Below are 26,324 nucleotides of genomic sequence, written 5' to 3' on the forward strand. Positions count from 1 at the left end.
GGTGCGCCCGCTCGTACCGATGCGTCGGGTGGTGCATTCATGCGCCGTCGTATGCAGAGCAACGCCCTGTTCCGGACAGTGTGACGGGGGGTCGCGTGGCCGATGGCAGCCCTGTTCGGTGCCGGAATCCATGGCTACGCTGAGGCGCCCGGCAGGAAGGGGCGGCCATGACGACCACCAGCGGTTCCGGAGCCGGTTCCCCGCGGCTCACGGACGGCGTCATCACCACCGTCGCCGGCACCGGTGAGCCCGGCTGCGGCGGCGACGGCGGTCCCGCCGCACGGGCGCGGCTCAACCAGCCCCGGGCGGTGGTCGTGGACGCGGCGGGCGCCGTGTACCTCGCCGAGTGGAAGGGACACCGCGTCCGGCGCATCGGCCCCGACGGCGTGATCACCACCGTCGCCGGCACCGGGGAGCCGGGGTACGGAGGCGACGCAGGCCCCGCCGTCCGGGCTTTGCTCAACGAGCCCGGCGGCCTGGCGCTGGACGCCGAGGGCGGCCTCTTCGTCGCCGACTACTGGAACCACCGCATTCGGAGGATCGGCCCGGACGGCCTGGTCACCACGGTCGCCGGCACCGGCGAACCGGGCCACGGCGGTGACGGAGGTCCGGCCACCGAAGCCCGCTTCAACGAGCCCAGAGGGCTGGCCCTGGACCGCTCCGGCACCCTGTACGTCGCCGAGTGGAACGGCCACCGCGTACGTGCCGTCTCGCCCGGGGGTGTCGTCACGACGGTGGCGGGCACGGGCGTGCCCGGTGCCGGAGCGGACGGTGTTCCGGCCCTGGAGAGCACCCTCGACCATCCGATCGACCTGGCGGTCGACGCCCACGGGCGGCTCTACATCGCCGACTGTTTCTCGCACCGGGTCCGGGTGGTCTCCCCCGACGGGCTGATCACCACGGCGGCCGGCACCGGTGAGCCGGGGTCCGACGGCGTACGGCTGAACCAGCCGCGGGGGGTCGACCTGGACGCGTCCGGCAGGCTGCTCGTGGCCGACTCCCTCAACGAGCGAGTCTGTGTCGTCGCCTCCGACGGCACCCTGCACACGGTGGCCGGCGGTCCCCCGGGTCACGAGGAGGAGGACGGCCCTGCCGTCGGCGCCCGGATGCGGTTGCCGCGCGCCCTCGCCCTCGCTCCCGACGGCAGCCTGTACGTCGCGGAGACCGACAGCCACCGTGTCCGTGTGGTGAGGGGGCGTCAGTAGGCCGTGGAAACATGCGACGGAGCCGACGACGCGGCCGGTGCGCTGGCCGGTCACCACGACGCTGCCCTGCTCGACCTGGACGGCGTCGTCCACGTCGGCCGCCGCGCCGTGCCGCACGCCGTGGAGGTCCTGCGGCAGCTCGCCGGCCTGGGCACGCCCGTCGTGTACGTCACGAACAGCTCCCTGCTCGGTCCCGGAGAGATGGCGCGGCGACTGCGCCGGCTGGAGGTGCCCGCGGCCGAGGGGGACGTGGTGGACTCGGCGCAGGCCGCGGCCCGGCTCGCGGTGGAGCGGTGCGGGCAGCGGGCACGGGTCATGGTCGTCGGGGGCACGGCACTGCACCGGGCGCTGCGCGAGCGGGAGTTGCGTCCCGTGCGGTCGGCGCGGGCGGAACCGGCGGGGGTGGTCCAGGGGTTCGCACCGTCGGTGTCCTGGCGGCAGTTGGCGGAGGCCGGGTACGCGGTGGCTCTCGGCATCCCGTGGATCGTGACCAACACGGACCTGACCGCGCCCACGGAGCGCGGCACAGCGCCCGGCAACGGCGCCCTGGTGGCCGCGGTGCGGGCCGCGACGGGCGCGACCCCGCTCGTCGCGGGCAAGCCGTCGGCAGCGCTGCTCACCGAGGCTGCGCGTCGGGTCGGGGCGGTGCGGCCCATCGTGGTCGGGGACAGCCTGGACACCGACATCGAGGGCGCCCACCGGGCGGGGTACGACAGCCTGCTGGTGCTGACCGGCCGCACCGGGCCCGCCGGTCTGCTGGAGGCGCCGCCGCAGCGGCGCCCCACCCATCTGGGCGCGGACCTGCGGGCGTTGCTCGCCCCGCCACGCATCGCCGAGCGGCGGGGCGACGGCTGGGCGTGCGGTGCGTGGCAGGCTTGGGTGGAGCGGAACAGGGTGGAGCTGCGTGGTCACGGTGACCCTTGTGACGGGCTCCGGGCCGCGTGCGCGGCGGCCTGGTCGGCGCCGGGTCCGGTCGACACCACGGCCGTCGTCGCAGCCCTGGGCGAGGCGTTCAGCCCATGAGTCCGTGGGTGCGAACGAGCCGTCCCAACTCGGCCGTGGTGTAGCCGCGTTCGAAGTGCCGGGGTTCGGTCAGCATGAGGGAGACCAGTCCGCGCAGCATCGCGGCATAGGTCCCGACCGTGCCCTCCCAGGCCGTCGCGTCCAGCATCCAGGGTGCGGTGTCCGGGGTGAGCTGGGCCTTTCCCTCCCGCATCAGGGATTTGGACAGTTTGGCGCCGGACTCGGACAGGATCACGGGGGTGAACACGCGAGGCGGGGGAACAGCGCCCGGGAAGCACAGGAACGCCTCGTCCAGCAGTCGGCAGCCGGCGGCCCAGTCGGCGCCCTTGATGATCACGGGCATGGCGTCGTCCCGGTCGGCCGCGCGCTCCTTTACGAGGTTGCGGTGCAGGGTCGTCAGGCCGACGTACGCGCCGCCGTCGGGCCGGACCTCGGTGTCGTACCGTCCGTGGTCCAGGCAGACGGCGGTGAATCGCGCCGCGGTCGGGCCGGCCTGGAGGAGCCGGGTGTTCTCACCGTACTTCTGCAGCCAGCCGCACTGCGGGCAGGGAAAGCTGATGGGGACGTGCCCGCTGCCGGGCGCGAGCACCCAGCGCAGCCGCTCCCAGTGGGCGAGTGAGGTGAGGAATTCCTCGCGGAACGCGGGGAGTTGCTGTTGGGCGGTGTAGGTGTCGACCGTGTAGCGCACGCCGGTGGCGGAGGACAGGGCGTCGAACAGGTCGCCGTAGAACCGCTTCACCAGGTTCCCGACCCGGTCCGGCCCCAGGGCGTGGTGGTAGGACCTCTCGTAGCGGGTGCCGGTGCGCGGGCAGGTCCGGGACTCGTACGGGGCGTTGTCCAGTGCCCCGAAGCGCAGTCCGGCCTCGACTCCTAGGCGGTCGCGGGCGGCGCGGGCCAGCAGGAAGGCCGCCGTCTGCATGACGTTGGTGCCCACGTGCGGTGCGCCGTTGATCTGCACTCCGGCGTACAGGGCGACCCGGCGGGCACCGCGGGTGCGCAGTTGCGGCCGGATGACGTCGATGCTGTGCTCGACGGCGCCGACGGTGACGCTGACGGGTGAGGCGGGTGGTTCGGGTGAAGGCATGGGTTCTCTCCCTGCGAGGGTCGATCACCAGTGGTGCCGGGCCGACGCGGGCGGCAGCGCGAGGATCCGGACCGGCCATGGCGGGGAGGTGCCGCCGGTCTCGTCGAGGGCGTCCAGGGCGGTGGTGGTGGAGCGGGCCGCGGTGTGCAGGAGGTCCATGAGTTCCTTGGCCGCGTCGGCTCCGGACGTGTCGGCGGCCCGCCGGCAGGCCAGGCCGACGACGAAGTAGGCGGGCCGTTCGCCCGCGCGGCGCCACAGGACGGCTTCTCCGGCGGCCTCCAGGGCAAGGACCCGTTCGGGGTGTTTCATCGTGAAGTCCCCGAGCGGCAGGGGACACAACGTCACGGTGGCGATCCGGTATCCCGCCCGGTGCAGCAGGCCGACCGCGCGCCGGGGCGTGGAGTAGCTGCCGATCGTGAAGCCGAGGTCGGCGTCGAGGGCGCCGGCGTGTCCGATGATCGCTCCGGCCCACTTGAGGCCGTCGGCACCGCCGCTGATCGAGGGCCGTGCCCGGTCGACCTCGGGCGGCAAGGGCACGTAGGCCGGGTTGCTGGTCACGATCAGCGGACGGGGCAGGTCGCCGGGGGCCGTGGCCAGCAGCTCGTGCGAGGCCAGTTCGGCGTAGTCGGCGAGGGCAAAGGTGACGCGGCCGTCGGCGCGGGCGTAGTGGTCCCGGGCCCAGCGCAGTGTCCGGCGGCCGGAGTCGATGCCGTGGACGCGGGCCGCTCCGGCGCGTGCGATGGCGGCGGCGGCCGCTCCGCTGCCCGAGCCGAGGTCGAACACGGTGCCTCCGCCGCCGGCCGGCAGCAGGTCCGCGGCGACCCAGACGCCGATCTCGGTGTCCGCCGGCTCGAAGAACACTTCCGGGTCCCCGGGCGGCTCCAGGTCGTGTGCCGTCAGATGCCGGTACGTGGTGACGCGCGTGATGTCGGGCATCCGTGTTCCCTTCCGTGCGCTCGGGGTGGTGCGCGGATCAGCCGGCCGGGAGCGAGGCGGTGTGTTCCAGGACGGCCATGGCGCTCGGCAGTTTCATCGCGGCCTGGGTCCAGGCCAGGGAACGTGGGCCGTCGAGCACCTCGGCGGCGACCTCGTCGCCGCGGTGGGCGGGCAGGTCGTGCAGGAAGAGGGCGCGCGGCCGGCGCGCCAGCAGCGCGGCGTCCACGTGGAAGGCCCGGAAGGCCTCGCGCCACGACACGTCCGGTTTGCTGGTGCCGGTGGTCTGCCAGCGCGTGGTGTAGACGACGTCCACGTCGTCGGGCGCGCCGGCCGCGTCGTGGATCTCACTGAGCCGGGCCCCGTTCGACTCGGCGGTCTTGCGGGCCGCTGCCAGGGCGTCGGACGGCAGGCCGTAGCCGCACGGCGTGGCGAAGGTGACCTCGGCGCCGCGGATCGTGGCAAGCCCGTGGGCGAGGGCCGTGGCGGTGTTGTTGCCCTCCCCCACGTACAGCACCCGGATGCCGCTCAGGTCCCCGAGAGCGAGGGTGAGCGCGGCCAGGTCGCACACGCCCTGGGTGGGGTGCTCCTCGGTCGCCATGGCGTTGACCACGGGCAGCCGTCCGGTCCGCGACAGCTCCCGCAGTTCCTCCAGCGGTCCCGCGGTGCGGGCCACCAGCAGGTCGAGCATGGCTCCGAGGACGCGTCCGGTGTCCGCCACCGACTCACCGGTGTTGAGCTGGAGGTCGTGGGGGCCGTAGGCGACGGGTGTGCCGCCGAGCCGGACGGTGCCGGTCTGGAACGCGGTCCGGGTGCGGGTGGAGGTGCGCGTGAACAGTACCCCTACGACACGGTCGTGCAGGGGTCGCTCGTGGGCCCGCGGGTCGTGGAAGAGCTCCACGGACCGGTCGACGAGCTGCCGCAGGGCGGAGGGTTCGAGCCCGGCCAGCGAGAACAGACCCCGCTCGGATGCGCCGGCCGGCAGGCCGAGCAGGGCGGAGGGTTCGCCGAGGATGTCGTGCACGGGGATCCCCTTTCAGGACAGGCGCAGTGTCCGGCCGGTCTTGCGGGCCACGGCCACCTCGTGGACGGCGTGCAGGAGGGCCACGTCCAGGACGGCCATCCCGAACGGGTTGCTCACGACATGGCCGGTGGTCGGCCGTACGGCGGCCACGTCGCCGGCGAGGACCTGGCCGAGGGTGCCGTCGATGCCGCGTCCCCCGACCGGACCCGGGGAGCGGGCGGTGACGCGTCCCTCCCGCATCAGCGCGCCCAGGATCCGGCGCGGGTTGTCGGCGACCAGGTCCACGTCGTCGACGTAGAGGGCCTGCGCGGTCAGCAGGGCGTCGGGCAGCAGGTCGGCGAGCGAGACGTGGGCGACGAACGTGCCGGGCCCCAGCCAGGCGGCGGGCAGGTAGCCCCGGTCGGTGGTCGTCGCGGTGACCACGACGGGCGCGGCCCGCACCGCGGTGCGGGCGTCGGCGTGCTGGACGATGCGCAGTTCGGGCAGGTGGTGGGCGGTCCACTCGGCCAGCGCTGCGGTGCGCCGGACATCGGCGTCGTACAGGTGGACGGTCCGGGTCTGCGCGAAGCTCCCGCCGAGCAGTTCCAGGTGGGTGCGGGCCAGCGTGCCGCAGCCGACGAGGGTGAGCGCGTCCCAGGCCGGCGGGCCCAGGTGGCGCAGGCTGACCATGGTGTACGCCGCGGTGCGGGCGGCGCTGAGCCAGCCGGCCTCGGCGATCACCAGGGGCCGTGCCGTGTGGTGGTCGAACAGGACGCCGATGCCGGCGGCCCGCTCCCGGCCGTGGACCGGGTTGCAGGTGGCCGCGTTGATGAGCTTGACGCCGCGGACCGGTGGCCCGTCGTCTCCCTCCAGCGCGCCGAGCACGGCCAGCGACCGGCAGTGGGCCCCGGCTTCGTTGGTCCAGGACAGGTGGCCCTCGGCCGGCAGGGTGGCGGCGCCGCGCGCGTGCCGGACCAGGGCGTCGGCGACGACCTGGCACACGTCGACCTCGGCCGCGCACTCCAGCACGTCGGCACGGTCCAGGAAGAGCAGTTCCTCGGTCATGTCGTGTGCCTCCCGGGCAGCAGGCCCTCCGCGTGGAAGGCGTCCCGTCCGCCGTCCACGTCGAGGACGCCGGTCTCCTCGAACAGCCGCAGCGCGTGCCGCGCGGCGCTGCGCATGTCCGCTTCGACGCGGTCGCGCGGGTAGCAGTCCCGCACCACCTCCTCCGCACGGGCCGGGGACAGCCCCGCCAGGAGCAGCGCGGCGTGCACCGGACGCAGGTCGGGGAGCAGGCTGGAGCGGATCAGGCCGGGCAGGCAGCGGGCGACCCGGACCCGCAGCGCGGGCGTCAGGCCGGCCCACAGGTCGCGGAAGAAGCGGGCGAAGAAGGCGTGGTGCCAGCCTTCGTCCCGGGCGTGGTCGCGGACGGTGTCCCGGACCACGGTCAGGACCCGCTGGTCCTTGGGCACGTCGTTGAGGATGGCCGTGACGAGTGTTTCGAACACGACGACCTGGAGCAGCTGGGCGAGGACCGGTTCGCCGGGCAGGACTTCGGTGCCGACGGCGTCCAGCCGGGTCAGGAACGGGGTGAAGTCGTAGGGCAGCGGCGCGATGCCGGAGGCGTCGGAGACCTGCCGGACGACGTCGTAGCTGTAGAGGGCGTGGTAGCCCTCGTCGCAGTAGATGCGGTAGGCGTTCAGCCGGGTCTCGGGTGGCGTGTGCAGGCCGCTGCGGCCGGAGGCGATGAGGTCGGTGGCGCGGTTCACCACCCGGGTCTCGAACTGTGTGGTGAAGTGCAGGTACTGGAACAGGTGGCGGGCGAGCAGTGCCTCACGGGCGTCGTCGGGCAGCTCGGTCACCCGCGGATGCCGGGTGTAGGGCACCAGGGAGGGCGGGAAGTACAGCTGCCCGGTGCGCAGTTCGTCCCGCAGCAGGCGCCGCGGGTCCTTGCGCACGCCTGCCTTCGTGTACCAGTCCCGCTCGCCGGGGTCCGCCGTCATGACGGCACCTCCCGCGGCCCGGCCGGGCAGGTGCCGGCGCCTTGAGTGTCGTCGGTGGGGACCTCGACGCCCGCCACGGCGTGGGTGCCGGTCAGGCCGTGCTCCTGGCGCCAGTCGCGCGAGAAGACGGTGTCGAGGCAGCGGTCGGCCCCGTCGGGGCAGAGGCAGGCGAGGCGGGTGCGCCGGGTGCCGACGCGGAACAGCCGCAGTGCCGCGGCGGGCAGGCCGCCGGCGCTCGGTCCCCCTCCGATGCCGCTCGTCTCGCGCAGCCGGGCGCAGGCCTCGACGGGTTCCTCGGGACGGACGTACACCGTCGGCCGGTGCCCGTGGGGCAGGACGGCGGACGGCCGGCTGGAGCCGGTCCCGGACAGCAGCCTGGCTCCCGGCGCGCCGCCCAGGGCGACGGACCCGCTCACGTCCACGCCGGCCGGTTCCCACGGCGCGCCGGAGGCGGCGACGAAGTCGCGGAACCCGGCGAGGGTGCCGCCGGCGGAGACCGCGGTCAGGACGCCCATCGGTTCCCCGCCGGTCTGCCGGTGCAGCTCGGGTGCCGTCCCCGTGGCGTGGGCGGCCGGATTGGCGGGATTGGCGTACTGGTTCGGCCAGAGGGCCCGGACGTCGTGCAGCAGCGCGGTGCTGGTGCGCGGGTCCACGACCGCGGTGAAGGGGACGCGGTGTGCGGCGGCGAGGGCCGCGAGAGCCGGCCCGAGGTTGCCGGAGGTGGACTCCACCAGCCCGGCACGGGCATCGACGCGGTCGGCCACGTCGTCCCATAGCGCCAGGGCCGTACGGTCTTTGACCGAGCCGTAGGGGTTGTACGCCTCCAGCTCGAGCCACAGCTCCCTGGCCGTCCCGCCGATGTCGAGGCCCGGCCGGACGACCGGGGTGGGCGCCGGCCCGCCGTACCCCGGTGAGGGCGGCCGTGTCATGCGGCGGTGCCGTTCCCGGTCGCGCGGCGCCAGACGTACTGGGCGATCTGGGCGTGCGTGGCGTACCAGACGTCCGGGTGCCCGGCGATGTGCCCAAGGAGTTCTTCGAGCACCACCAGGCGCGAGCGGTGCCCGATGACATGGGGGTGCATCGTGAGCTGGAACAGGCCGCCCTCGGCGTAGGCCGCGTCGAACTCGTCGCGCCACAACGGGATCAGCTGCCGCGGCGGTGTGTAGGGCCGTACGGCGCTGTAGCGGTCCATGTTCAGGTAGGCGGCGTCGTCGCGGATCCACTCCGGGGGGATCTCCACCACGCCGGTGGGCTCGTGGTACGCGAGCAGCTCGTACGGATCGTCGTCCGCCATCAGGGACGAGTCGTACACGAGCCCCAGCTCGCGGGTGATGTCCAGGGTGCGCTCACTGAAGTCCCACGACGGGGTGCGGACGCCCACCGGACGCTGCCCGGTGAGCCGCTCCAGCGTGTCCGCGCAGCGGAAGGCGAGGTCGCGCTCGTGCTTGTACTCCAGCTCCATGTTGCGTTCGTGGATCCAGCCGTGGATGGCCACCTCGTGACCGCGGTCGGCGTAGCCGCGGGCCTCGTCGGGGCGCAGCAGCGCGGACACCGCCGGCATGAAGAAGGTGGCCGGGACGCCATGACGTTCCAGCAGGCGCAGGATGCGCGGCACGCCCGCCCGCGCGCCGTACTCGCCCTGCGAGAGTTTGCCCGGCATGACCTCGCCGTCCCGCAGCGGGATCGTCTCGTGATCGGAGTCGAAGGAGAGCGCCACGGCGCACCGGGCCCCTCCCGGCCACGCGGCGGGTTTGAGGGAGCGCCCGGCGCGCACGCGTTCGACGTGGTGCCGCCATTCGGGTTCGTCCCACTGCCAGGGTCGCCGTGATGTGGTCTGTGCCGACTGGGACATCGCCATGGATCAGTCCTCACCCCACGCGGACATCGGGCTGCGGATCGAGCATGTCAGCGCGTCGATGCCCGGTCACTACGAGGAATGCGCCATGCTGAGACCGTCGTCCGGTGGCCGGTTTCCGCTGACCGGGCGTTTCGCTGTCTGTCGGCGCGGGCGAAGGATCCCTACGGTTGGTGAGCACCCTGCCTCGCGTGACGCCGCGGCCGGCGGCCCCGTGTGCCGTCGCCGTCCACGGGGAAAGGAGATCGGTCTCATGACGAGCCCCAGCGGTGGCGTGGACGGTGCGCCCGGCCCGGCGCGCACCGGGTCGCCGGCCCTGTCCCTCTCCGCAGGGGCCTCCGTTCTGGACGACGCCCGGCGGCTGGCGCCCGAAGCGGTCGCCCTGCGCCGGGAACTGCACACCTGGCCGGAGACCGGCCTGGAGCTGCCGGGCACCCAGCGGCGGGTCCTGGACTCGCTGGAGGGCCTGGATCTCCGGGTGCGCACCGGCCGGCGGCTCTCCTCCGTCGTGGCAACCCTGACCGGGGCGGCCGACGGGCCCACGATCCTGCTGCGCGCCGACATGGACGCCCTGCCGGTGACCGAGGACACCGGCAGGGACTTCGCCTCCCGCACGCCCGGGGTGATGCACGCGTGCGGGCATGACGCGCACACCGCGATGCTGGTCGGCGCGGCGCGGCTGCTCGCCGAGCGGCGCGCGGAGCTGGCCGGGCGGGTGGTGTTCATGTTCCAGCCGGGCGAGGAGGGTCACCACGGCGCCCGGTACATGATCGACGAAGGGGTGCTGGACGGGGTGGACGCGGCCTTCGCCCTGCATGTGACACCGAATCTGCCCAGCGGCGCGCTGCGGCTGCGCCCGGGGACGCAGATGGCGGCCGCCGACCGGGTGTACGTCACGGTGCGCGGGCGGGGCGGGCACGCCTCGGCACCGCACACCACCTGCGACCCGGTTCCGGTGGCCTGCGAGATCGTGCTCGCGTTGCAGACCACGCTCACCCGGAGCGTCGCCCCCGACGACGCGGCCGTGCTCAGCATCACCCGCCTGTCGGCGGGCACCGCGAGCGGGGTCATCCCGGACACCGCCGAACTGGTCGGCACCCTGCGGACGTTGGTCCCGTCCACCCGTCGGCACCTGCTCGACGCGGTCACCCGTGTCGCCGGCGGAGTGGCCGCGGCGCACGGCGCGACCGCCGACGTGCGCGTCGAACCGGGCTATCCCGTGACCGTCAACGACGCCGGCTTCACCGACTTCGTCCTGCGCACGGCGGCCGGCGTCCTCGGCCCGGAGTCCGTGGCGGTGATGCCGGCCCCTCCGATGACGGCGGAGGACTTCTCCTACGTCCTCGACTCGGTACCGGGCGCGCTGGCCTTCCTGGGTGCCTGTCCCCCCACCCTGTCCCCGGACCGGGCACCGTCGCTGCATTCGCCGCGCGTCGATCTCGACGAGGACGTGCTGGCCGTCGGCATCGCCTGCCACGCGGCCGTCGCCCTCGCCTTCGCCTCCTCCGGTCGCGGGGCGGGCCCATGATGGAGGACGTGGACATCCGGGCGGCCGGGCCCGAGGAACTGGACACGGTGGAGGCACTGTGGCTGGAGGCGAGCCGCTGGCTGGCCTCGCGCGGCATCGACCAGTGGCAGTACCCGCCCCGCCGGTGGCGCATGGCCGAGGCCGTCGAGGCCGGGGACTGCTACCTCGCCGTCCGGGACGGCCGCGCGATCGCCACGATCACCGTGCACGAGCGGGCCGATCCCGAGTGGTGGGCCGAGGAGGACCCGGCGTCCGCGCTGTACGTGCACGACCTCGCTGTGAGCCGCCGCGCGGCCGGCCAGTCCCTCGGGGCCCGGCTGCTGGACTGGGCGGGCGCGGTGGCGGCCGGGCGGGGCAAGCGCTGGCTTCGCCTGGAGGCCTGGAAGACCAATCCCCAGCTGCACCGCTACTACATCGGCCAGGGCTTCGCGCTGCTGCGGATCGTGGATCTGCCGCACCGCAACTCCGGTGCCCTGTTCCAGCGTCCTGCCGTGCCCGCCGAGGCCGACTGACATGACGGCCCGGCCCTCCTCGTCCGGCCGTCGGCGTCCGCCGGCCGTGGCTGCGGCGCTCGCCGTGGTGCTGCCCGCCGTACTGGTGACCGCGTGCGGCCGCGCGGGTCCGGTGACGGGCAGTGCCGGCCGTCCGGACAGCCCACCGCGCTACCCGGCCGCCCGCGACGTCTCCGTCCCCGGCTCGTCCGTCCACACCCGTGCGGTGCGGCGCGGCACCGTCCGGGTCGGCGTCAAGTCCGACCATCCCTTCCTCGGCTTCGAGGACCCGGTGACCGGCCGCCGCTACGGCTTCGACATCGAGATCGCCACGATGATCGCGGCCGACCTCGGCTTCCCAGCCGACCGCATCCGGTGGCAGACCGTGCCGCCGCAGGCGCGGGAGACGGCCCTCGCGCAGAAGGACATCGACTACTACGTCGCCGCGTACACCATCAACGACGAGCGCAAGAAGCGGGTCTCCTTCGCCGGGCCGTACTACGTCGCCGGGCAGGACCTGCTCGTGCGCGCCCAGGACACCGGCATCCGCGGTCCGGGCGACGTCCGCGGCCGGCGCGTCTGCTCCGTCGACGGGTCCACGCCCTACCAGCGGATCAGCCAGGCGCGCTACGGCGCTCGCGTCGTCGGCCACGACAGCTACGCGCACTGCGTCCAGGACCTGATCACCGGCATGGTGGACGCGGTCACCGGCGACGACGCGATCCTCAAGGGATACGCGGCCCAGAACGGCCGGCGGCTGCGTGTCGTCGGCCGGCCCTTCTCCCGCGAGCCGTACGGGATCGGCCTGGCCCACGACGAGGCCGCGTTGCGCGGCGCCGTCAACGACGCGCTGCAGCACCACATGGACAACGGCGACTGGCTGCGTGCCTACCGTGCCACGCTCGGCCGGGCCGGCGGACCGCTCCCCCGGCCACCGCTGCTGAGACGCTACTGAACCGCCGCACCCGTACGCCGCTCGCCCCGACCGCACCGACCGGAGCCGCCCGTGCACGTGCTGCTCGACAACGCCGACCTGTTCCTCGAAGGCTTCGCGGGCAGTGTCCGCCTGACCGTGGCGAGCACCCTGCTCGCCCTGCTGCTGGGCGTCGCCCTGGCCGCCTGCCGGGTGAGCCCGGTGCCCCTGCTGCGGGCTCTGTCCGCCACCGCCGTGCGCCTGCTGTGCAGCACACCGCTGACGGTGCTGTTCTTCGGCGTGACGCTGGGCCTGCCCGTGCTCGGCCTGACCTCACTCGGCTACTTCTCCCTGGCCGTGCTCACCCTCGGCGCGTACTCCGGGGCCTTCCTCTGCGAGGCGCTGCGCTCCGGCGTCAACACGGTGGACACGAGCCAGGCCGAAGCGGGCCGGGGTCTCGGGCTGAGCCCGGTGCAGGTCGCCTGGCTGATCGTGCTGCCGCAGGCGGCCCGCACCGCGCTCTCCCCCGCCCGCAGCATCATCGTCACCCTCGCGAAGAACTCCGCCCTCGCCGGCGGCTTCAGCGTGCCCGAACTGTTCGGCGCCGAGAAGGCGCTCCTGGAGCGCGGCTACGCGGTCGGTGTGGTGTTCTTGTGGGTGACCCTGGCCTATCTGCTGCTCATCGCCCTGATCAGCGGCGTGTTCCTCGTGGTCGAGCGGCGGTTGGCGGTGCCGTGCTGAGCCCGCGCCCTTCCCCGTTGTTCGAGGTCCCCGGGCAGCGGGCCCGGCGGCGCCATTCCCTCTACACGATGCTCACGGCCGCGGCGGCTCTCCTCGTCGGTGTGCTCGTCCTGGTCCGGCTGTCCGGTGCCGGCCAGTTCACGGCGGCCCTGTGGGAGCCGTTCACCTATGAGGGGGTGCAACGACGCATTCTGACGGGTGTCGTGGACACCCTCACGGCCTTCGCGCTGGCCGCCGTCCTCTCGCTGCTGCTGGGGCTGCTTCTCGCGGGCGGCACGCTCGCCCGGCACCGCCCGGTCCGCGTGACGGCCACGACGGTGGTCGCGTTCCTGCGGGCCGTACCGGTGCTCATCCTCGTCTTCACCCTGTACAACCTGACGGCGTTGCGCCTGCTGCTGGACCGGACCGGCACCACGCTGTCCGGGCATCTCGGCGATGCGGGAACCTGGGCGGCCGTCCATGTCACCGACGTCACGCTGTGGGCGCTCGTCCTCGGCGTCGCCCTGCACAACGGCGCCGTGCAGGCGGACATCCTGCGCTCCGGCATCCGTGCCGTGCCCCGCGGACAGGTGGAGGCCGCCCACGCCCTGGGCATGAGCCGGACGCAGACGGCGTGGTCGGTGGTCCTCCCGCAGGCGGTGCGCGCGATGCTGCCCAGCATCGTGGCCCAGCTCGCCGTGACCCTGAAGGACACCTCCCTCGGTTTCATCATCATGTACGAGGAGCTGCTGTACGTCGGCAAGCTCCTGGCGCAGAACATCGCCACCCCCCGCGGATACCCCTACCTGCCCGTGCTGTTCGTCGTGGGACTGCTGTACGTGGCCATGTGCCTGGCCATCTCCGCGCTCGCCCGGCGACTGGCACGCCGCAGCACCCGTGCCCCGAACGTCTCCCGTGACCCGGAGGAGAGCCGACGATGACCGCTGCCGTGCACCCCGACGCCGACGACCTGTACCCGACGCGTACGGTCACCTCGTCCGTCCCCCTGCCCCGCCGGCACCCCGTGGTCTGGGGTGGCGAGGACGACGGGCCGCTCACCGCCGAGCGGCTCGCCGCCTACGACCGCGACGGTTTTCTCACCTTCGATGCCGTGCTGGACCCGGACGAGGTCAGCGCCTGCCTGGAGGAGGTCAGCCGCCTCACCGCCGACCCGTCGCTGCGCGCCTCCGGCCGTGTGGTGCCCGAGCCCGACGGCGGCGGCATCCGCTCCGTGTTCGAGGTGCACGCGCTGAGCGAGACGTTCCGCCGCGTCGTCCACTCCCCGGAACTCGCGGCGACGGCCCGTCAACTCCTCGGATCCGACGTGTATGTGCACCAGACCAGGGTCAACCTCAAGGCCGCCTTCGACGGTTCCGGGTTCGGCTGGCACTCCGACTTCGAGACCTGGCACTCCGAGGACGGCATGCCGGCCCCGCGCGCGTTCAGCATGACCATCGCCCTCACCGACAACACGCCCTACAACGGCCCCCTTCTGATCATCCCCGGCTCGCACCGCACCTTCGTCCCCTCGGTCGGCGAGACGCCGCCGGACTACCACCGTCTGTCCCTGAAGGGCAAGAACCTCCCGGCAGGCCCGGCGGACCGCTCCGCCGTCACCGAGCTCGCCCGCAGCCACGGCATCCGCCAGTGCGCCGGCCCGGCGGGTTCCGCGGTGGCCTTCGACTGCAACTGCCTCCACGCCTCCGCCGCCAACGTCTCCCCGTTCCCGCGCACCAACCTCTTCGTCGTCTACAACAGCGTCGAGAACCGCATCGGCACGCCCTACGCGGCGCCCCGCCCCCGGCCCGCCTATCTCGCGAGCCGCGACTTCACACCCGTCCCCGGCGCCTGAGCCACGGCGCCCTCGCCCGTGGCCGGTGGTCCGTCAAGATCAGCCGGATGGCAGAATGGCCGGTCGTCCAGTGGCGGAGAGGACGGACATCATCGTGCGACGGCGACAGAGGCACACGGCCCTGGCGTGCCTCGTCATGGCGGCACTCGTGACGGCGACGGCCTGCGCGCCTGCGGACCTCGGCCCCCTGCCCCCGCGCTTTCCGGGTCCGCCCCTGCCCGCTGACACGGTGGTCTCGGAGATGACGTCCGTACTGGCGGCGGAGGGCGTCGTGGTGGAGAGGGAACCGCCGAACCTCCCGGAGAGGTGCCTCGAACGGCTCTCGGGGCGGCATGCGCCGGAGACGGTGGACGCCGCCCTGAAGGCGGCCTTCGCGCGGGCCCGTTCCGAGCACGGCTGGCAGGCCGGTCCCGACCTGGGCAGCGGGACGCTCACCCTCACGAAGGCCAATTGGACGGCCGCGGCCGTCCTGCCCGTCAAGCCGGCCCAGGGCCTTCAGGCACCAGTGATCATGTCGCTGACATGCGTGGACGGCGGCGGTACGAGGACGCCGTCCGCCTGGCCGTCGGCAGGATGAGGCGCCCCCCGACCCGACCCTGAGATGTCCCCCATCTCTCCCGGAGATGTGTCAGGAATCTTTGACAGGTGCTCCGCTCGCCTGTCAGCCTTTTCTGACAGGTACGACGGAAAGGGGCCGCGATGGCCGAGGTCCCGCACCCGGCACCGACGGGCGACGAGTTGCTGAAGGTGCTCTCCGCGCTCGGCAATCCGCACCGCATGCGGATCGTCGCGGCGCTTCAGGAGCGCCGCAACTACGTCAGCGCGCTGGCCCGCGAGATCGGCATGGGCCGCCCGCTGCTGCACATGCACCTGCAGCGCCTGGAGGCGGCCGGGCTCGTCGTCGGCACGCTCGAACTCGCCGAGGACGGCAAGGCGATGAAGTACTACGAAGTCGCCCCGTTCTTCTACGAGTTGACACCACACGTCGTTGCCCGGGCGGCCGCGACGATCACCGAGACCACTGCCCGGACCGCGAAAGAGGAAACGAAGTGAAGGAGCAACTGGTGACGCTCGCCGCCGGAGAGGACGAGTGGGGGATTCTGGTCGGCGCCGTCGGCGCGGCCGGGTTCTTCGCCCTGATGATCGTGATCGTCTGGCAGGTCGCCGCCACCTGGCGGGCCCGGATGCTGGCGGCGCGTGAGGAGCAGTACAAGGAGCTCGCCACGAAGTACGCCCAACTCCTGGAGGACACCGTGGAGTTGCAGCGCCGCACGGTCGAGGAACAGCGGCAGACCCTGGACGAACTGACGCAGACCCGGCTCGCGGTCGGCTCGATGGAGAAGATGATGCGCGAGATCGAATAGCGGCACCCGCGTGCGTACGGCCGGGAGCGGCAACTCCCGGCCGTACCGATGAAGAACACACCTGAACACACCCATCCCGTACGCCACGGCAGGTCGTCACACCCTCTGCGCCGTGGTGCGGGCCCCGTGCGCCCTCGTGCCGGTCACCGACCGGCACGGCGCGTTCCCACGAAGGAGACTACCCATGCGTGCACTGCTGCAGCGAGCGGCCCGCGCGCCCGGCGGGCGAGGCGGCAAATGGCTCGTCCTGGCGGCCTGGCTGATCGTGGCCGTCGCGCTCGGCCCGCTGGCCGGAAAGCTCGGCGACGTCGAGGACACGAGCGCCAACGCCTTCCTGCCGCGCGGCGCCGAGTCCGCGCGGGTCAACACGGAGCTGGAGAGGTTCCGTACGGATCCGGTCGTACCCGCGGTCGTCGTCTACACCGGTGACGGCGCGGAGGCGAAGGCCGACGCCGACCGGGCCGCCTTCGCGAAGTTCGCACCCGCGGGCGAGCAGGTCACGCGGCCGGTCCCGTCCGAGGACGGCGAAGCCCTGATGACCGTCGTCCCGCTGGACAGCGAGGACGAGATCACCGACAAGGTGGACGAGCTGCGCGAGATCGCCGGCGCCAACGCGCCGCCCGGCGTGGACGTCCAGGTGGGCGGCCCCGCCGGGTCCCTCACCGACTCCGTGGCGGTCTTCGACAGCCTCGATTCCACCCTGCTGCTCGCCACCGGCCTGGTCGTGGCCGTCCTGCTGCTGATCACCTACCGCAGTCCCGTCCTGTGGCTCCTCCCCCTGCTCTCCGTCGGGTTCGCCGCCGTCCTCACCCAGGTCTGCACGTACCTGCTGGCCAAGCACGCCGGGCTGCCGGTCGACCCGCAGAGCTCGGGCGTCCTGATGGTGCTCGTCTTCGGCGTCGGCACCGACTACGCCCTGCTGCTCATCGCCCGCTACCGCGAGGAACTGCACCGCCACACCGACCGGCACGAGGCCATGCGGATCGCGCTGCGCCGCTCCGGCCCGGCGATCCTCGCCTCGGCCGCCACCATCGCCGTGGGACTGGCCTGCCTGGCCTTCGCCGACATCAACTCCTCCCGGTCACTGGGCCTGGTCGGCGCGGTGGGCGTCGTGTGCGGCTTCCTCGCGATGATCACGGTCCTGCCGGCCCTGCTCGTCATCACCGGCCGTTGGGTGTTCTGGCCCCTGGTGCCTCGGCACGGCACACCCACCCGCAAGGCCCACACCGTCTGGTCCCGCATCGGAGCCGCCGTCGCCCGGCGCCCCCGCTGGTCGTGGATGATGTCCGTCGCCGTCACCGCCGCCCTCGCCCTCAGCGCGGCCGGCATCTCCATGGGCCTGACCCAGTCCGAGATGTTCCAGGACAAGCCCGAGTCGGTCGTCGCCCAGGAGCAGATCTCGGCTCACTACCCCTCCGGAGCGTCCGACCCCGCGGAGATCGTCACCCGTACCGACAGGGCCGACGCGGTCCGCGCGGCCGCCTCCGCCGTGGGCGGCGTCGCCCGCGTCGAGAACACCGGCGACCGCACCCCGGACGGCGAACTCACCACGCTGTCCGTGGTGCTGAGGGAGACCCCGGACAGCCAGGCGGCCAAGGACACGATCGACGGCCTCCGCGAAGCCGTGCATCCCATGGGCGCCCTCGTCGGCGGCACCACCGCCGAGAGCCTCGACACCCAGCGGGCCGCCCACCGCGACCTGACCACGGTCATCCCGATCGTGCTCCTGGTCGTCCTGGCGGTTCTGATGTGGCTGCTGCGGGCGCTCGTCGCGCCGCTGCTGCTCCTGGCCACCGTGGTGCTGTCGTACTTCGCGGCCCTCGGCGCGTCGAACCTGCTCTTCGTACACCTGCTGGGCTTCGCGGGCGTCGACTGGTCGATCCCGCTCATGGGCTTCGTGTTTCTGGTGGCCCTCGGTATCGACTACAACATCTTCCTCATGCACCGCGTGAAGGAGGAAGCCGGACGCCTCGGCCACACCCGCGGTGTCCTGGAGGGCCTGACCAGCACCGGAGGCGTCATCACCTCCGCCGGCGTCGTCCTCGCCGCCACCTTCGCCGTCTTCGCCGGGCTGCCCCTGGTGACCATGGCCCAGATGGGCGTCCTCGTCGGCATCGGCGTCCTGCTGGACACCTTCCTCGTCCGCACTGTCCTGGTTCCGGCCCTGGCCCTCGACCTGGGCCGCTGGTTCTGGTGGCCGGGCGGGCTCTTCCACCGCCTCGCCCGCGGCGAACGGGGCAGGCCGGCACGCCCGGCGGCCACGACCGCCGCACCGGCCCACGACCCGGCCTGACGCGGCGCGCCGCCCGCCGGGGCGTTCCCGGCGGGCCGGCTCCGGTGCGGCTGAGCTGCCACACCGACTGGATGCCCTGTTCACCCGATTATCCTGATTATGTGGCGCCTTATCCCACCACCCCTCCGGGCAGCGACCACGGCGACCGAACGCCGCCGGTAGCCGGAGTACGCCCGGAGATCCTCGCCTCCTGGCAGCGCTCGCAGTCGCTCGGCATCGACCCCGAGGGCGCCGCCCTGCCGATCGAGAGTGACCTGGATCCCGACTCCCGGCTGGTCAGGGCGGCCACGCCGGTGCTGGACCGCCTGTGGGAACAGTTCTCGGGCGTACCGGTGACCGTGGCGCTCGCCGACTCGCGGGCGAACATCGTGAACCGCTGGGGCGACCCCGCGGGGCTGAAGCTGATGGACGCCGCCTCACTGGTGCCGGGCGCCAATGTCGACGAGCGCTTCATGGGGACCAGCAGCGTCAGCATGGTCCTGAGCACCAGGGCGCCGTTCGTGGTCGTCGGCCACGAACACTTCCTGCACGAGCTCAAGGAGCTCACCTGCATGGCCGCGCCGGTGCGCGACCCGGTGGGCGGCGCCGTGCGGGGCGCGGTCAACCTCTCCGTGCCCCGGGTGCTGGCCGAGCCCGGCATGGCGCTGGCTTTGCAGGACGCCACCGAACGCATCGGGGAACGCCTGCTGGAGCTGAGCACGGCCCGCGAGGTGGAGCTGATGCACTCCTTCCGCCGGGCCAGGGAGCGCGGCGGGCATGCCGAGCTGGACCTCGGCTCGGGAGAGCTGTCCCCGCTCTGCGGACCGGCGCCCCGGCTGGCCTCGCAGGAACGGCTGATGCTGCTGGAGCGAGCCGTCGAGCTGATCTCCTCGACCGGTGAGGGATTCGCCGAGGTGCCGCTCGCGGGGAGTCGCGTGGCGATGCTGCGCCGCCGTGAGCTGCACCACGGCGACGCGGAAGGCGCGGCGGTCGAGGTCAGCTTCGAGGAGACCCGCGGCACGGGGACACCGGGCCCCGCCACCGCGACCGCCCCCGACGGTCGTGATGTGCCGGTCCTGAGCCGCCCCACCGTGACCGCGGAGGCCCGGCCCACCGTGACCGCGGCGGCGCACGCGCCCGGCATGACGGCGGAACCGCACGCCGCCGCACCGGCCGACGCGTGGCTGCTGCTGGTGGGCGAGCCGGGCGTCGGCCGGCTCGCCGCCGAGGCGCGCGGGCGGCTGTCCCTGCTGAACGAGGCAGGCATGCGGCTCGGCACCACCCTGGACATGGGGCGCACCGCCGAGGAACTGGCACGCATCGCCGTGCCGCGCTTCGCGGACCTGGTCGTGGTCGACCTGCTGGAGAACGTCCTGGCGGGCGATGAGCCCCCGCCCGGACAGCTGCGCCCCGACACGGCACTGCGCCGGGTGGCCGCCTGGGCGGGCGAGGAGTCCCGCGGCACTCCGATCGACGGCGTGGACGAGCCGGCCCGCTACCCCTCCGGTACACCCCAGGCCCGGTGTCTGGAGACCGGGCAGCCGGTCACGGACTCGGTGCTGACCGCCGCCCTGACCGGGCCCTCCGCCGGCCGGGGGCACCCCGTCGACCTGCTCGGCGAGGGCGTGCACTCCTACCTCGGCGCTCCGCTGTCCGCGCGGGGCTCCGTCCTGGGCCTGGCGGGGTTCTACCGCCGCGGCAGGACGAAGCCGTACGAGCAGGACGATCTGACGCTGGCGGGGGAACTGGCGGCCCGTGCCGCGATCAGCGTGGACAACGCCCGCCGCTACCGCCGGGAGCACCACGCCGCCCTCACCCTGCAGCGCAGTCTGCTGCCGCACGCCCTGCCCCGGCTGAGCGCCGTCGACCTCGCCTCCCGCTATCTGCCCGCGGACGCCGCGGCAGGTGTGGGCGGTGACTGGTTCGACGCGATTCCGCTGTCGGGGTTGCGCGTGGCGCTGGTCGTGGGGGACGTGCCCGGACACGGTCTGCAGGCGGCGGCGACCATGGGCCGGCTGCGTACGGCGGTGCGGACACTGGCCGGGCAGGACCTGCTGCCCGAGGAGGTGCTGGCCCATCTGGACGACCTGGTCAGCCGCACCCCCGACGAATCGGCCGGCGAACAGGACCCCGCGACCGGAGCGACCTGCCTGTACGCGGTGTACGACCCGGTGTCCTGCCGCTGCACGGCCGCACGGGCGGGGCATCCGCCGCCCGCTGTGCTGACGCCGGGCGGGGAGGCGCGGCTGATCGACCTGCCGGCCGGTCCGCCGTTCGGGCTCGGCGGGATCCAGCCGTACGAGTCCGCGACCGTCGACCTGCCCGCGGACAGCCTGCTGACGCTGTACACCGACGGCCTGCTCAAGGAGAGCCGCGGCTACGGGGACACCGACGCGCGCACCGGACAGCTGCTGGCCTCGCTGAACCGCTCCGGTCCGGCCCTGGAGGACGTCTGCGACCGGGTCGCGGAAACCCTCCTGCCGGACGGCCCGCACGACGACGTGGCCCTCCTGCTGGCCCGTGTGCACGCGCTGCCCGAGGACCGGGTGGCGTCCTGGGAGTTCCCGTCGGACTCCTCGGTCGTGGCGCGGGCCAGGGCGCTCACCCGCGCTCAGCTCGCCGCCTGGGGCATGTCGGAGCTGGACTTCAGCACGGGGCTGGTGGTCAGCGAGCTGGTCACCAACGCCGTGCGGTACGGCGGCCAGGGGCCGGTGAACCTGCGGTTGCTGCGCGACGACTCGTTGATCTGCGAGGTCTCGGACCGCAGCAACACCTCTCCGCGCATCCGGCGGGCGGCCACCACCGAGGAGGGCGGGCGCGGCCTGTTCCTGGTGGCGCAGTTCACCAAGAGCTGGGGCGCCCGCTACATGCCGCAGGGCAAGACCGTGTGGGCCGAGCAGATTCCGCAGCCGGAGCAGCCCGCGTCGGAGGTGGACGAGCAGGCACTGCTGGCCATGTTCGACGAACCCGGCTGACCCGCCGGCCGGCGCGACGGCCTCCGGGTTCGGTGGCGCACGCCCGGCCGGAACGCGCGGTGACGCCCCTGGCCGATGCCGGTGATGCCGGTCGCGCGCCGTTCTCACCCGAGGCGCGGGTCAGCTTCTCGGCCCGCCTGCTTCCCGCCCGTCGGTGGCGGCGGCGGTACGGTCGCGCACGAGAAGACCGCGGCAGTGGTCCAGGAATCCCGCGAGCGTCAGATCGAAGGCCTGGTCTGCTCGGGCCGGTCCCGTGGCGGCCTGGGCTGCGGCGAGGCGCGGGGCCTCCGCCTCTCCCCCGACCACCCACATCACCTCGGGGGCCGACATGTCCAGGGCCGAGCCGAGCACGATGTTGTCCAGGCCGGTGATGATCGGCATGACCGCCTCGGGGGCGAATCCCGCGTCCAGCAGCAGGCCCGCCACCCGTTCGTACTGGTCGATCACCCGCGGCGCCCGCACCGGCGAGGTCATCAGCATGGAGATCGACCGGGGGTGCGCCGCGAAGGCCGCCCGGTAGGAGCGGGCCCACGCCTCCAGGGCGACGTCCCAGGGGCGTTCGTCGAGCGTGCCGGCGTCGAGTTCGTCGACGACCTGCTCCCTCAGCAGCTCGATCACTCCGGCCCGGCCGTCCACATGGTGATACACCGAGGCGGTCTGCACTCCGAGCCTGCGCGCGACCTCGGGGACGGTGAAGTCGCCCGTCTCGTCGACGAGTTCGAGTGCCGTACGACCGATACGCCTCCGGTCGAGCAGAGCCTTCCGCGGCCGCCCCATGGTCCATTCTCCTGACGTCGGGTCTTCCCGAATCGTACGGCGGCCGTCTACATTGCCTAAACCGAAACGGTTTAGGTTTCGCTGCGGCCTCGTCGGCGTCCCCACCCCCGGAAGCTCCCGGCCGCCGCCCATCCCTCTCCTCCGTCGAAGAAGGGCCGAGCGTCATGGCCGTAGAGTCCGCACCCCGCCAGGGAGCATCCGGAGGTGCCGCGCCGCAGCACCCGGGCGCGGCCGGGAACGACGAGTCCCCCGGGCTGCGCCGGGCCAGTCTCGGCGTCGCCGACATCGCGTTCTTCGTCGTCTCCGCCGCCGCACCACTGACCGTCATGGCGGGTGTGGCTCCTTTGGCCATCGGTGTCGGCGGCGTCGGCGCCCCGGTCGGCTATCTGCTCGCCGGGGCCGCGCTCACCCTCTTCGCCGTCGGCTTCACCGCGATGACCCGGCATGTCCGCCACAGCGGCGGCTTCTACGCCTTCATCACCCGCGGTCTCGGCCGCCCGGCCGGATTCGGCGCCGCCACGGTCGCCCTCCTCGCGTACAACGGCATGCAGATCGGTGTGTACGGGCTGCTCGCCACCGGCACCCAGGACGCGCTCGAGGCCCTGTGGGGCATCCATGTGCCCTGGCCGGCGATCGCGATCGCCGGCGTCTTCGTGATCTGGTTCCTCGGTTACCGCAGCATCGAGTTCGGCGCGAAGGTCCTCGGCGTCCTGCTGCTCGCGGAGACCGGCATCCTGGTGCTGCTCGCGGGCGGAGTGCTCCTCGACGGCGGCGGCGAGGGCCTCGCCCTGGACTCCTTCACACCGGACAGCGTCCTGGTCCCCGGGACCGGCGCGGTACTCGCCTTCGCGTTCGCCGCCTTCACCGGCTTCGAGTCCACCGCCATCTACCGCCGCGAGGCACGCGACCCCGGCCGCACCATCCCCCGGGCCACCTACATCGCCGTCGGCTTCCTCGGCCTCTTCTACGCCTTCTGCGTCTGGATCGTCATCCAGGCCTTCGGCAGCTCGCAGATCATGAAAGCCGTCACCACCGACCCCATGGGCCTGTTCTTCACCGCGACCACGCAGTACGTCGGCGGCTGGGCTGCCGACCTCATGCACATCTTCATCGTCACCAGCATCATCGCCTCGCAGCTGGCCTTCCACAACGCGATCAACCGGTACGGGCTCTCGCTCGCCCAGGAGGGCGTCCTGCCCAAGGCCCTGGGCAAGGTCCACCCCAGGCACCGTTCGCCGTACGTGGCGGGCATCGCGCAGAGCATCCTCGCGCTGTGCTTCGTCACGGGCTTCGCCCTGGCCGGCGCCGACCCGTACCAGCAGCTCCTGCTGTGGATGAACACCCCGGGCGGACTCGGCCTGATGGCCCTGCAGGCGGTCACCGCCGTCGCCGTGCTCTGCTACTTCCGGCGCATCCGGCACGAAGAGGGCCGCTGGCGCACGCTGATCGCGCCGCTGGCCGCGACCGTGCTGATGGCCGGCGCGATGTGGCTGGTCGTCAGCAAGATCGGCCTGATGACCGGGGCGCCCTTCGCGACCAACGTCGTACTGGTGCTGCTGGTCCCCGCCGCCTTCGTCCTCGGCGTCCTCATCGCGCTGCGCGTCCGCCGCAACCGGCCCGAGGTGTACGCCCACTTCGCGGACGAGCCGGACGAACCTGACGACGCGCACGACGCTGACAACACTGACAACGCGGACGAGGCCGCACGCTGACCGGTCCACCCGCACGACACCACACACCATCCCGCACCCACGCAAGGAATCACACCCGTGTCACAACCCGCCCAGCCCCTTTCCTCCGTCGCCGACACCATCCTGACCGGAGCCCGGGTCCGCACCCTCGACCCCGCCCGTCCGTCGGCCGGCGCGGTCGCGGTCAAGGACGGCCGCATCGTCGCCGTCGGCGACGAGACGGACGTACGGGACTGGCGGGGCGCGGACACGGAGATCGTCGACCTGGCCGGGTCCACCCTCACGCCCGGCCTGGTCGACGGCCACAGCCACCCCTGCCTGGGTGTCAGGATGGCCACGGGACTCGACCTCTCCGACTGCCGGGACCTGGACGCGCTACGGGCCGCACTGGCCGCCGCGGCGCGCGCGGCCGGACCGGGCGACTGGGTCCTCGGTCACGGACTGGACCACAACACCTTCGGCGGCCGGCCCGTCCACCACGACCTGATCGACGCGGCCCTCGCCGGTGTGCCCGCCTTCCTCCGGCTCTACGACGGCCATTCCGCCCTGGCAAGCGGCCCGGCACTGGCCGCCGCGGGCATCGACGGGCCGCGCCGCTTCGAGCAGCGCGCTCAGGTCGTCTGCGGCCCGGACGGGCGGCCCACCGGACATCTCGTCGAGTTCGACGCCATGAGCCTGATGGACCCCGTCCTGCCGGGTGAGACCGTGGCCGTGCGCCGGGAACGGCTCCTCAACCTGCTGCACGACATGGCCGCGACCGGGCTCACCGGTGCTCATGTCATGGACCTTCAGGAACCCGACGTACTCGGCCTCCTGGCCGCTCTCGAGGAGGACGGTGAGCTGCCGGTACGGCTGCGGATCGCCCCCTGGTGCATGCCGGGCACGGACGAGGACGGCCTCGACCACCTCGTCGAACTGCAGCGCTCACGCGGACGGCGGTGGCGGGTCGGCGGCGTGAAGTTCTTCATGGACGGGACCGTCGAGGGCGGCACGGCCTGGTTGGAGCACCCCGACTGCCACGGGCAGGGCACCGAGGCGTTCTGGCCGGACCCCGCCGCCTACACCCGGGCCGTCCACCATCTCGCCCGCGCCGGAGTGCGCACGGCCACCCACGCCATCGGGGACGCGGCCGTACGGCACGTCCTCGACACCGTGGAACTCCTCGACGACCCCGGGCAGCGGGCCCTGCACCGGATCGAGCACATCGAGACCGTGCCGAGCAGTCAGGTGCCGCGCTTCGCCCGGCTCGGCGTGGCCGCGTCCATGCAGCCCACCCATATCGCGTACACCCGCGCCGACCACTCCGACGAGTGGTCGGCGCGGGTCGGTGAGGAGCGTGCCGCCCGTGCCTGGCGCTGCCGTGACTTGCGGGACGCGGGCGCGATCCTGGTCCTCGGCTCGGACTGGCCGATCGCGCACTACGACCCGCGCGAAGTGCTCGCCACCGCCCGCCTGCGCCGGCTGCCCGGGCGACCGGATGTCGAACCGGTCACGGCCGCGCAGGCCCTCACCGGCCTGATGGCCCTTGAGGGATACACCTCGCACTCCGCCCTCGCGGTCGGCGAACAGGACGTGGCGGGTCGGATAGCGCCGGGATACCGGGCCGACCTCACGGCGTTCGCCGTCGACCCCGTCACCGCGCCCGCCGATGAACTGGGCACGGCACCCGTCACTCTGACCATGACCGGCGGGACGGTCGTGCACCGGGCCTGAGACAGGCGGGACCGGGGTGCCGGTCACCGCTGGGCCGGAGCGGTCGGCGATCCGGGCATCGTGCCGAAGTCGTACACGGCGAAGCCGGCGACCGGGAGGTAGCCGATTCGCCGGTACAGGCCGTTGCTGGTGGGGTTGGCCACGTCCGTGAACAGCACGACCTCCGTCGCGCCCGCGGCCAGCGCGGCCCGGCTCACCTCGGCCGTCGCGGCGCCCGCGTAGCCGCGGCCGCGGCGGTGGGCCGGGGTGTAGACGGGGGTCACGCGGATCTGGCCGGCGACCATCGGGGTCACGCCCGCCATGGAGACGGGAGTGCCGTCCGGTGTCTCCCAGAGCGTGACGCGTCCGTGGGCGATGCGTGTGTCGGCCCAGGAACCGGCGTCCACGGAGGGGGCTTCTCCGACGGCGGCGGCGAACTCGCGGTGCCAGAGCTCGAGTTGCTCACGGTCCTGTTCGCCCGCGATTCGGCCCCGGCCTGCCGGGAGCGGCTCCGGTGGGGTGAGTGTGCCGAGGCGGTACAGGCGTTTCCGTTCGACCAGGGTCGGCGTTGCGCCGGTGTGCCGCTGCCATGCCTCGGCGAAAGCGGTGGCCGTCTCGTGGTCCGCGCCGACACCGGGAAGAAGGTGCCCGAGGCCGGCCAGGCGGGCGGCGAGGGTGTCGGCATGCTCGGGGGCGAGAGGTGTGAGGTTCAGGCGCCGGGGCGGGGTCCGGAAGAAGGCGGCGTGGACCTCGCCGGCTCGTTCAAGCCGGCCGAAGACGGGGGCTTCGGCGCCGTACGCGTGCGCCCCGCGCGTCCGCAGTGTCTCGGTCACCGTCAGCGGGAGGGTGTGCAGGACCGGGCGCGAGTGCAGGAAGTCCCGGGTCCGGGCGAGGAAGTCGTCGAGGTCTTCGGTGAGGTGCCAGTCGTCCGGGCGCATGCTTA

General features: G+C 73.2%; 24 protein-coding genes. 15 read left to right on the forward strand and 9 right to left on the reverse strand.

The window, feature by feature from the left end:
• Positions 1-167: 167 nt before the first annotated feature.
• Positions 168-1,205 carry an NHL domain-containing protein gene (locus H0H10_RS21130; RefSeq protein ID WP_188182594.1) on the forward strand — a complete coding sequence of 346 codons (1,038 nt, stop codon included), beginning with the start codon at positions 168-170 and terminating at the stop codon, positions 1,203-1,205.
• 3 nt (positions 1,206-1,208) lie between these two features.
• Positions 1,209-2,228 carry an HAD-IIA family hydrolase gene (locus tag H0H10_RS21135; RefSeq protein WP_309141861.1) on the forward strand — a complete coding sequence of 340 codons (1,020 nt, stop codon included), beginning with the start codon at positions 1,209-1,211 and terminating at the stop codon, positions 2,226-2,228.
• Here H0H10_RS21135 and H0H10_RS21140 read toward each other — a convergent pair.
• The 7 genes from H0H10_RS21140 to H0H10_RS21170 are packed head-to-tail and all read right to left on the reverse strand — an operon-like array spanning position 2,218 to position 9,103.
• Positions 2,218-3,312: a hypothetical protein gene (locus H0H10_RS21140; RefSeq protein ID WP_188182595.1), complete on the reverse strand. Its 1,095-nt coding sequence runs from the start codon at positions 3,310-3,312 to the stop codon at positions 2,218-2,220. The genes H0H10_RS21135 and H0H10_RS21140 overlap by 11 nt on opposite strands.
• Positions 3,313-3,336: 24 nt before the next feature.
• Positions 3,337-4,248, reverse strand: a complete 912-nt coding sequence (locus H0H10_RS21145; protein ID WP_188182596.1) for a methyltransferase domain-containing protein — start codon at positions 4,246-4,248, stop codon at positions 3,337-3,339.
• Positions 4,249-4,285: 37 nt separating this feature from the next.
• Positions 4,286-5,269 carry an ornithine carbamoyltransferase gene (locus tag H0H10_RS21150; RefSeq protein WP_309141862.1) on the reverse strand — a complete coding sequence of 328 codons (984 nt, stop codon included), beginning with the start codon at positions 5,267-5,269 and terminating at the stop codon, positions 4,286-4,288.
• Positions 5,270-5,281: 12 nt separating this feature from the next.
• A complete protein-coding gene (locus H0H10_RS21155) occupies positions 5,282-6,313 on the reverse strand; it encodes an ornithine cyclodeaminase (protein WP_188182597.1) in 1,032 nt (343 codons plus the stop codon).
• On the reverse strand, positions 6,310-7,251 hold the full coding sequence (locus H0H10_RS21160; RefSeq protein WP_188182598.1) for a diiron oxygenase: 942 nt from the start codon (positions 7,249-7,251) through the stop codon (positions 6,310-6,312). Before H0H10_RS21160 ends, H0H10_RS21155 begins: the two co-directional genes overlap by 4 nt.
• Positions 7,248-8,180, reverse strand: a complete 933-nt coding sequence (locus H0H10_RS21165) for a pyridoxal-phosphate dependent enzyme (RefSeq protein ID WP_188182599.1) — start codon at positions 8,178-8,180, stop codon at positions 7,248-7,250. Before H0H10_RS21165 ends, H0H10_RS21160 begins: the two co-directional genes overlap by 4 nt.
• Positions 8,177-9,103: a polysaccharide deacetylase family protein gene (locus tag H0H10_RS21170; RefSeq protein ID WP_188182941.1), complete on the reverse strand. Its 927-nt coding sequence runs from the start codon at positions 9,101-9,103 to the stop codon at positions 8,177-8,179. The genes H0H10_RS21165 and H0H10_RS21170 overlap by 4 nt, the downstream gene beginning before the upstream one ends.
• Positions 9,104-9,359: 256 nt before the next feature.
• Here H0H10_RS21170 and H0H10_RS21175 point away from each other — a divergent pair, with 256 nt between their 5' ends.
• The 11 genes from H0H10_RS21175 to H0H10_RS21225 all read left to right on the forward strand — a co-directional run bounded on the left by H0H10_RS21175 (position 9,360) and on the right by H0H10_RS21225 (position 21,221).
• On the forward strand, positions 9,360-10,634 hold the full coding sequence (locus tag H0H10_RS21175; RefSeq protein WP_188182600.1) for a M20 metallopeptidase family protein: 1,275 nt from the start codon (positions 9,360-9,362) through the stop codon (positions 10,632-10,634).
• A complete protein-coding gene (locus H0H10_RS21180; RefSeq protein WP_223180189.1) occupies positions 10,631-11,146 on the forward strand; it encodes a GNAT family N-acetyltransferase in 516 nt (171 codons plus the stop codon). Before H0H10_RS21175 ends, H0H10_RS21180 begins: the two co-directional genes overlap by 4 nt.
• 1 nt (position 11,147) lies before the next feature.
• Positions 11,148-12,080, forward strand: a complete 933-nt coding sequence (locus H0H10_RS21185; RefSeq protein WP_188182601.1) for a glutamate ABC transporter substrate-binding protein — start codon at positions 11,148-11,150, stop codon at positions 12,078-12,080.
• A 51-nt stretch (positions 12,081-12,131) separates the two neighbouring features.
• On the forward strand, positions 12,132-12,779 hold the full coding sequence (locus tag H0H10_RS21190; protein WP_188182602.1) for an ABC transporter permease subunit: 648 nt from the start codon (positions 12,132-12,134) through the stop codon (positions 12,777-12,779).
• Positions 12,780-12,847: 68 nt separating this feature from the next.
• Positions 12,848-13,699, forward strand: coding sequence for an amino acid ABC transporter permease (locus tag H0H10_RS21195; protein WP_188182603.1), 852 nt, complete (start codon positions 12,848-12,850; stop codon positions 13,697-13,699).
• Complete coding sequence (thpD, locus tag H0H10_RS21200) at positions 13,696-14,610, forward strand: ectoine hydroxylase (RefSeq protein ID WP_188182604.1); 915 nt, start codon at positions 13,696-13,698, stop codon at positions 14,608-14,610. Before H0H10_RS21195 ends, thpD begins: the two co-directional genes overlap by 4 nt.
• A 241-nt stretch (positions 14,611-14,851) precedes the next feature.
• Complete coding sequence (locus H0H10_RS40120) at positions 14,852-15,187, forward strand: hypothetical protein (protein WP_223180190.1); 336 nt, start codon at positions 14,852-14,854, stop codon at positions 15,185-15,187.
• 122 nt (positions 15,188-15,309) lie between these two features.
• Positions 15,310-15,663 (forward strand): ArsR/SmtB family transcription factor, encoded by a 354-nt coding sequence (locus H0H10_RS21210; protein WP_188182606.1) that lies wholly within the window; start codon positions 15,310-15,312, stop codon positions 15,661-15,663.
• Positions 15,660-15,974 (forward strand): hypothetical protein, encoded by a 315-nt coding sequence (locus tag H0H10_RS21215; protein WP_188182607.1) that lies wholly within the window; start codon positions 15,660-15,662, stop codon positions 15,972-15,974. Before H0H10_RS21210 ends, H0H10_RS21215 begins: the two co-directional genes overlap by 4 nt.
• Positions 15,975-16,158: 184 nt before the next feature.
• Positions 16,159-18,267 carry an MMPL family transporter gene (locus tag H0H10_RS21220; protein WP_188182608.1) on the forward strand — a complete coding sequence of 703 codons (2,109 nt, stop codon included), beginning with the start codon at positions 16,159-16,161 and terminating at the stop codon, positions 18,265-18,267.
• A 101-nt stretch (positions 18,268-18,368) separates the two neighbouring features.
• Complete coding sequence (locus H0H10_RS21225) at positions 18,369-21,221, forward strand: SpoIIE family protein phosphatase (protein ID WP_188182609.1); 2,853 nt, start codon at positions 18,369-18,371, stop codon at positions 21,219-21,221.
• A gap of 120 nt (positions 21,222-21,341) precedes the next feature.
• Here H0H10_RS21225 and H0H10_RS21230 read toward each other — a convergent pair whose 3' ends face one another.
• Entirely contained in the window at positions 21,342-21,998 is a 657-nt protein-coding gene (locus H0H10_RS21230; RefSeq protein WP_188182610.1) for a TetR/AcrR family transcriptional regulator, read from the reverse strand.
• 164 nt (positions 21,999-22,162) lie between these two features.
• Here H0H10_RS21230 and H0H10_RS21235 point away from each other — a divergent pair, with 164 nt between their 5' ends.
• Entirely contained in the window at positions 22,163-23,710 is a 1,548-nt protein-coding gene (locus H0H10_RS21235) for an APC family permease (RefSeq protein WP_188182611.1), read from the forward strand.
• 57 nt (positions 23,711-23,767) lie between these two features.
• Entirely contained in the window at positions 23,768-25,402 is a 1,635-nt protein-coding gene (locus tag H0H10_RS21240) for an amidohydrolase (RefSeq protein ID WP_188182612.1), read from the forward strand.
• Between the two features lie 23 nt (positions 25,403-25,425).
• Here H0H10_RS21240 and H0H10_RS21245 read toward each other — a convergent pair whose 3' ends face one another.
• Complete coding sequence (locus tag H0H10_RS21245; RefSeq protein ID WP_188182613.1) at positions 25,426-26,319, reverse strand: GNAT family N-acetyltransferase; 894 nt, start codon at positions 26,317-26,319, stop codon at positions 25,426-25,428.
• Between the last annotated feature and the right edge of the window lie 5 nt (positions 26,320-26,324).

This window comes from Streptomyces griseicoloratus (assembly GCF_014534645.1).
Taxonomy (GTDB): Bacteria; Actinomycetota; Actinomycetes; order Streptomycetales; family Streptomycetaceae; genus Streptomyces; species Streptomyces griseicoloratus.

Bases quoted from the DNA above. Each gene is read 5' to 3' on its own strand.
- H0H10_RS21130 (WP_188182594.1), top strand. From the start codon at position 168: ATGACGACCACCAGCGGTTCCGGAGCCGGTTCCCCGCGGCTCACGGAC.
- H0H10_RS21155 (WP_188182597.1), bottom strand. From the start codon at position 6,313: ATGACCGAGGAACTGCTCTTCCTGGACCGTGCCGACGTGCTGGAGTGC.
- H0H10_RS21145 (WP_188182596.1), bottom strand. From the start codon at position 4,248: ATGCCCGACATCACGCGCGTCACCACGTACCGGCATCTGACGGCACAC.
- H0H10_RS21170 (WP_188182941.1), bottom strand. From the start codon at position 9,103: ATGTCCCAGTCGGCACAGACCACATCACGGCGACCCTGGCAGTGGGAC.
- H0H10_RS21245 (WP_188182613.1), bottom strand. From the start codon at position 26,319: ATGCGCCCGGACGACTGGCACCTCACCGAAGACCTCGACGACTTCCTC.
- H0H10_RS21175 (WP_188182600.1), top strand. From the start codon at position 9,360: ATGACGAGCCCCAGCGGTGGCGTGGACGGTGCGCCCGGCCCGGCGCGC.
- H0H10_RS21180 (WP_223180189.1), top strand. From the start codon at position 10,631: ATGATGGAGGACGTGGACATCCGGGCGGCCGGGCCCGAGGAACTGGAC.
- H0H10_RS21220 (WP_188182608.1), top strand. From the start codon at position 16,159: ATGCGTGCACTGCTGCAGCGAGCGGCCCGCGCGCCCGGCGGGCGAGGC.
- H0H10_RS21185 (WP_188182601.1), top strand. From the start codon at position 11,148: ATGACGGCCCGGCCCTCCTCGTCCGGCCGTCGGCGTCCGCCGGCCGTG.
- H0H10_RS21160 (WP_188182598.1), bottom strand. From the start codon at position 7,251: ATGACGGCGGACCCCGGCGAGCGGGACTGGTACACGAAGGCAGGCGTG.
- H0H10_RS21165 (WP_188182599.1), bottom strand. From the start codon at position 8,180: ATGACACGGCCGCCCTCACCGGGGTACGGCGGGCCGGCGCCCACCCCG.
- H0H10_RS40120 (WP_223180190.1), top strand. From the start codon at position 14,852: ATGACGTCCGTACTGGCGGCGGAGGGCGTCGTGGTGGAGAGGGAACCG.
- H0H10_RS21195 (WP_188182603.1), top strand. From the start codon at position 12,848: ATGCTCACGGCCGCGGCGGCTCTCCTCGTCGGTGTGCTCGTCCTGGTC.
- H0H10_RS21210 (WP_188182606.1), top strand. From the start codon at position 15,310: ATGGCCGAGGTCCCGCACCCGGCACCGACGGGCGACGAGTTGCTGAAG.
- H0H10_RS21230 (WP_188182610.1), bottom strand. From the start codon at position 21,998: ATGGGGCGGCCGCGGAAGGCTCTGCTCGACCGGAGGCGTATCGGTCGT.
- thpD (WP_188182604.1), top strand. From the start codon at position 13,696: ATGACCGCTGCCGTGCACCCCGACGCCGACGACCTGTACCCGACGCGT.
- H0H10_RS21140 (WP_188182595.1), bottom strand. From the start codon at position 3,312: ATGCCTTCACCCGAACCACCCGCCTCACCCGTCAGCGTCACCGTCGGC.
- H0H10_RS21235 (WP_188182611.1), top strand. From the start codon at position 22,163: ATGGCCGTAGAGTCCGCACCCCGCCAGGGAGCATCCGGAGGTGCCGCG.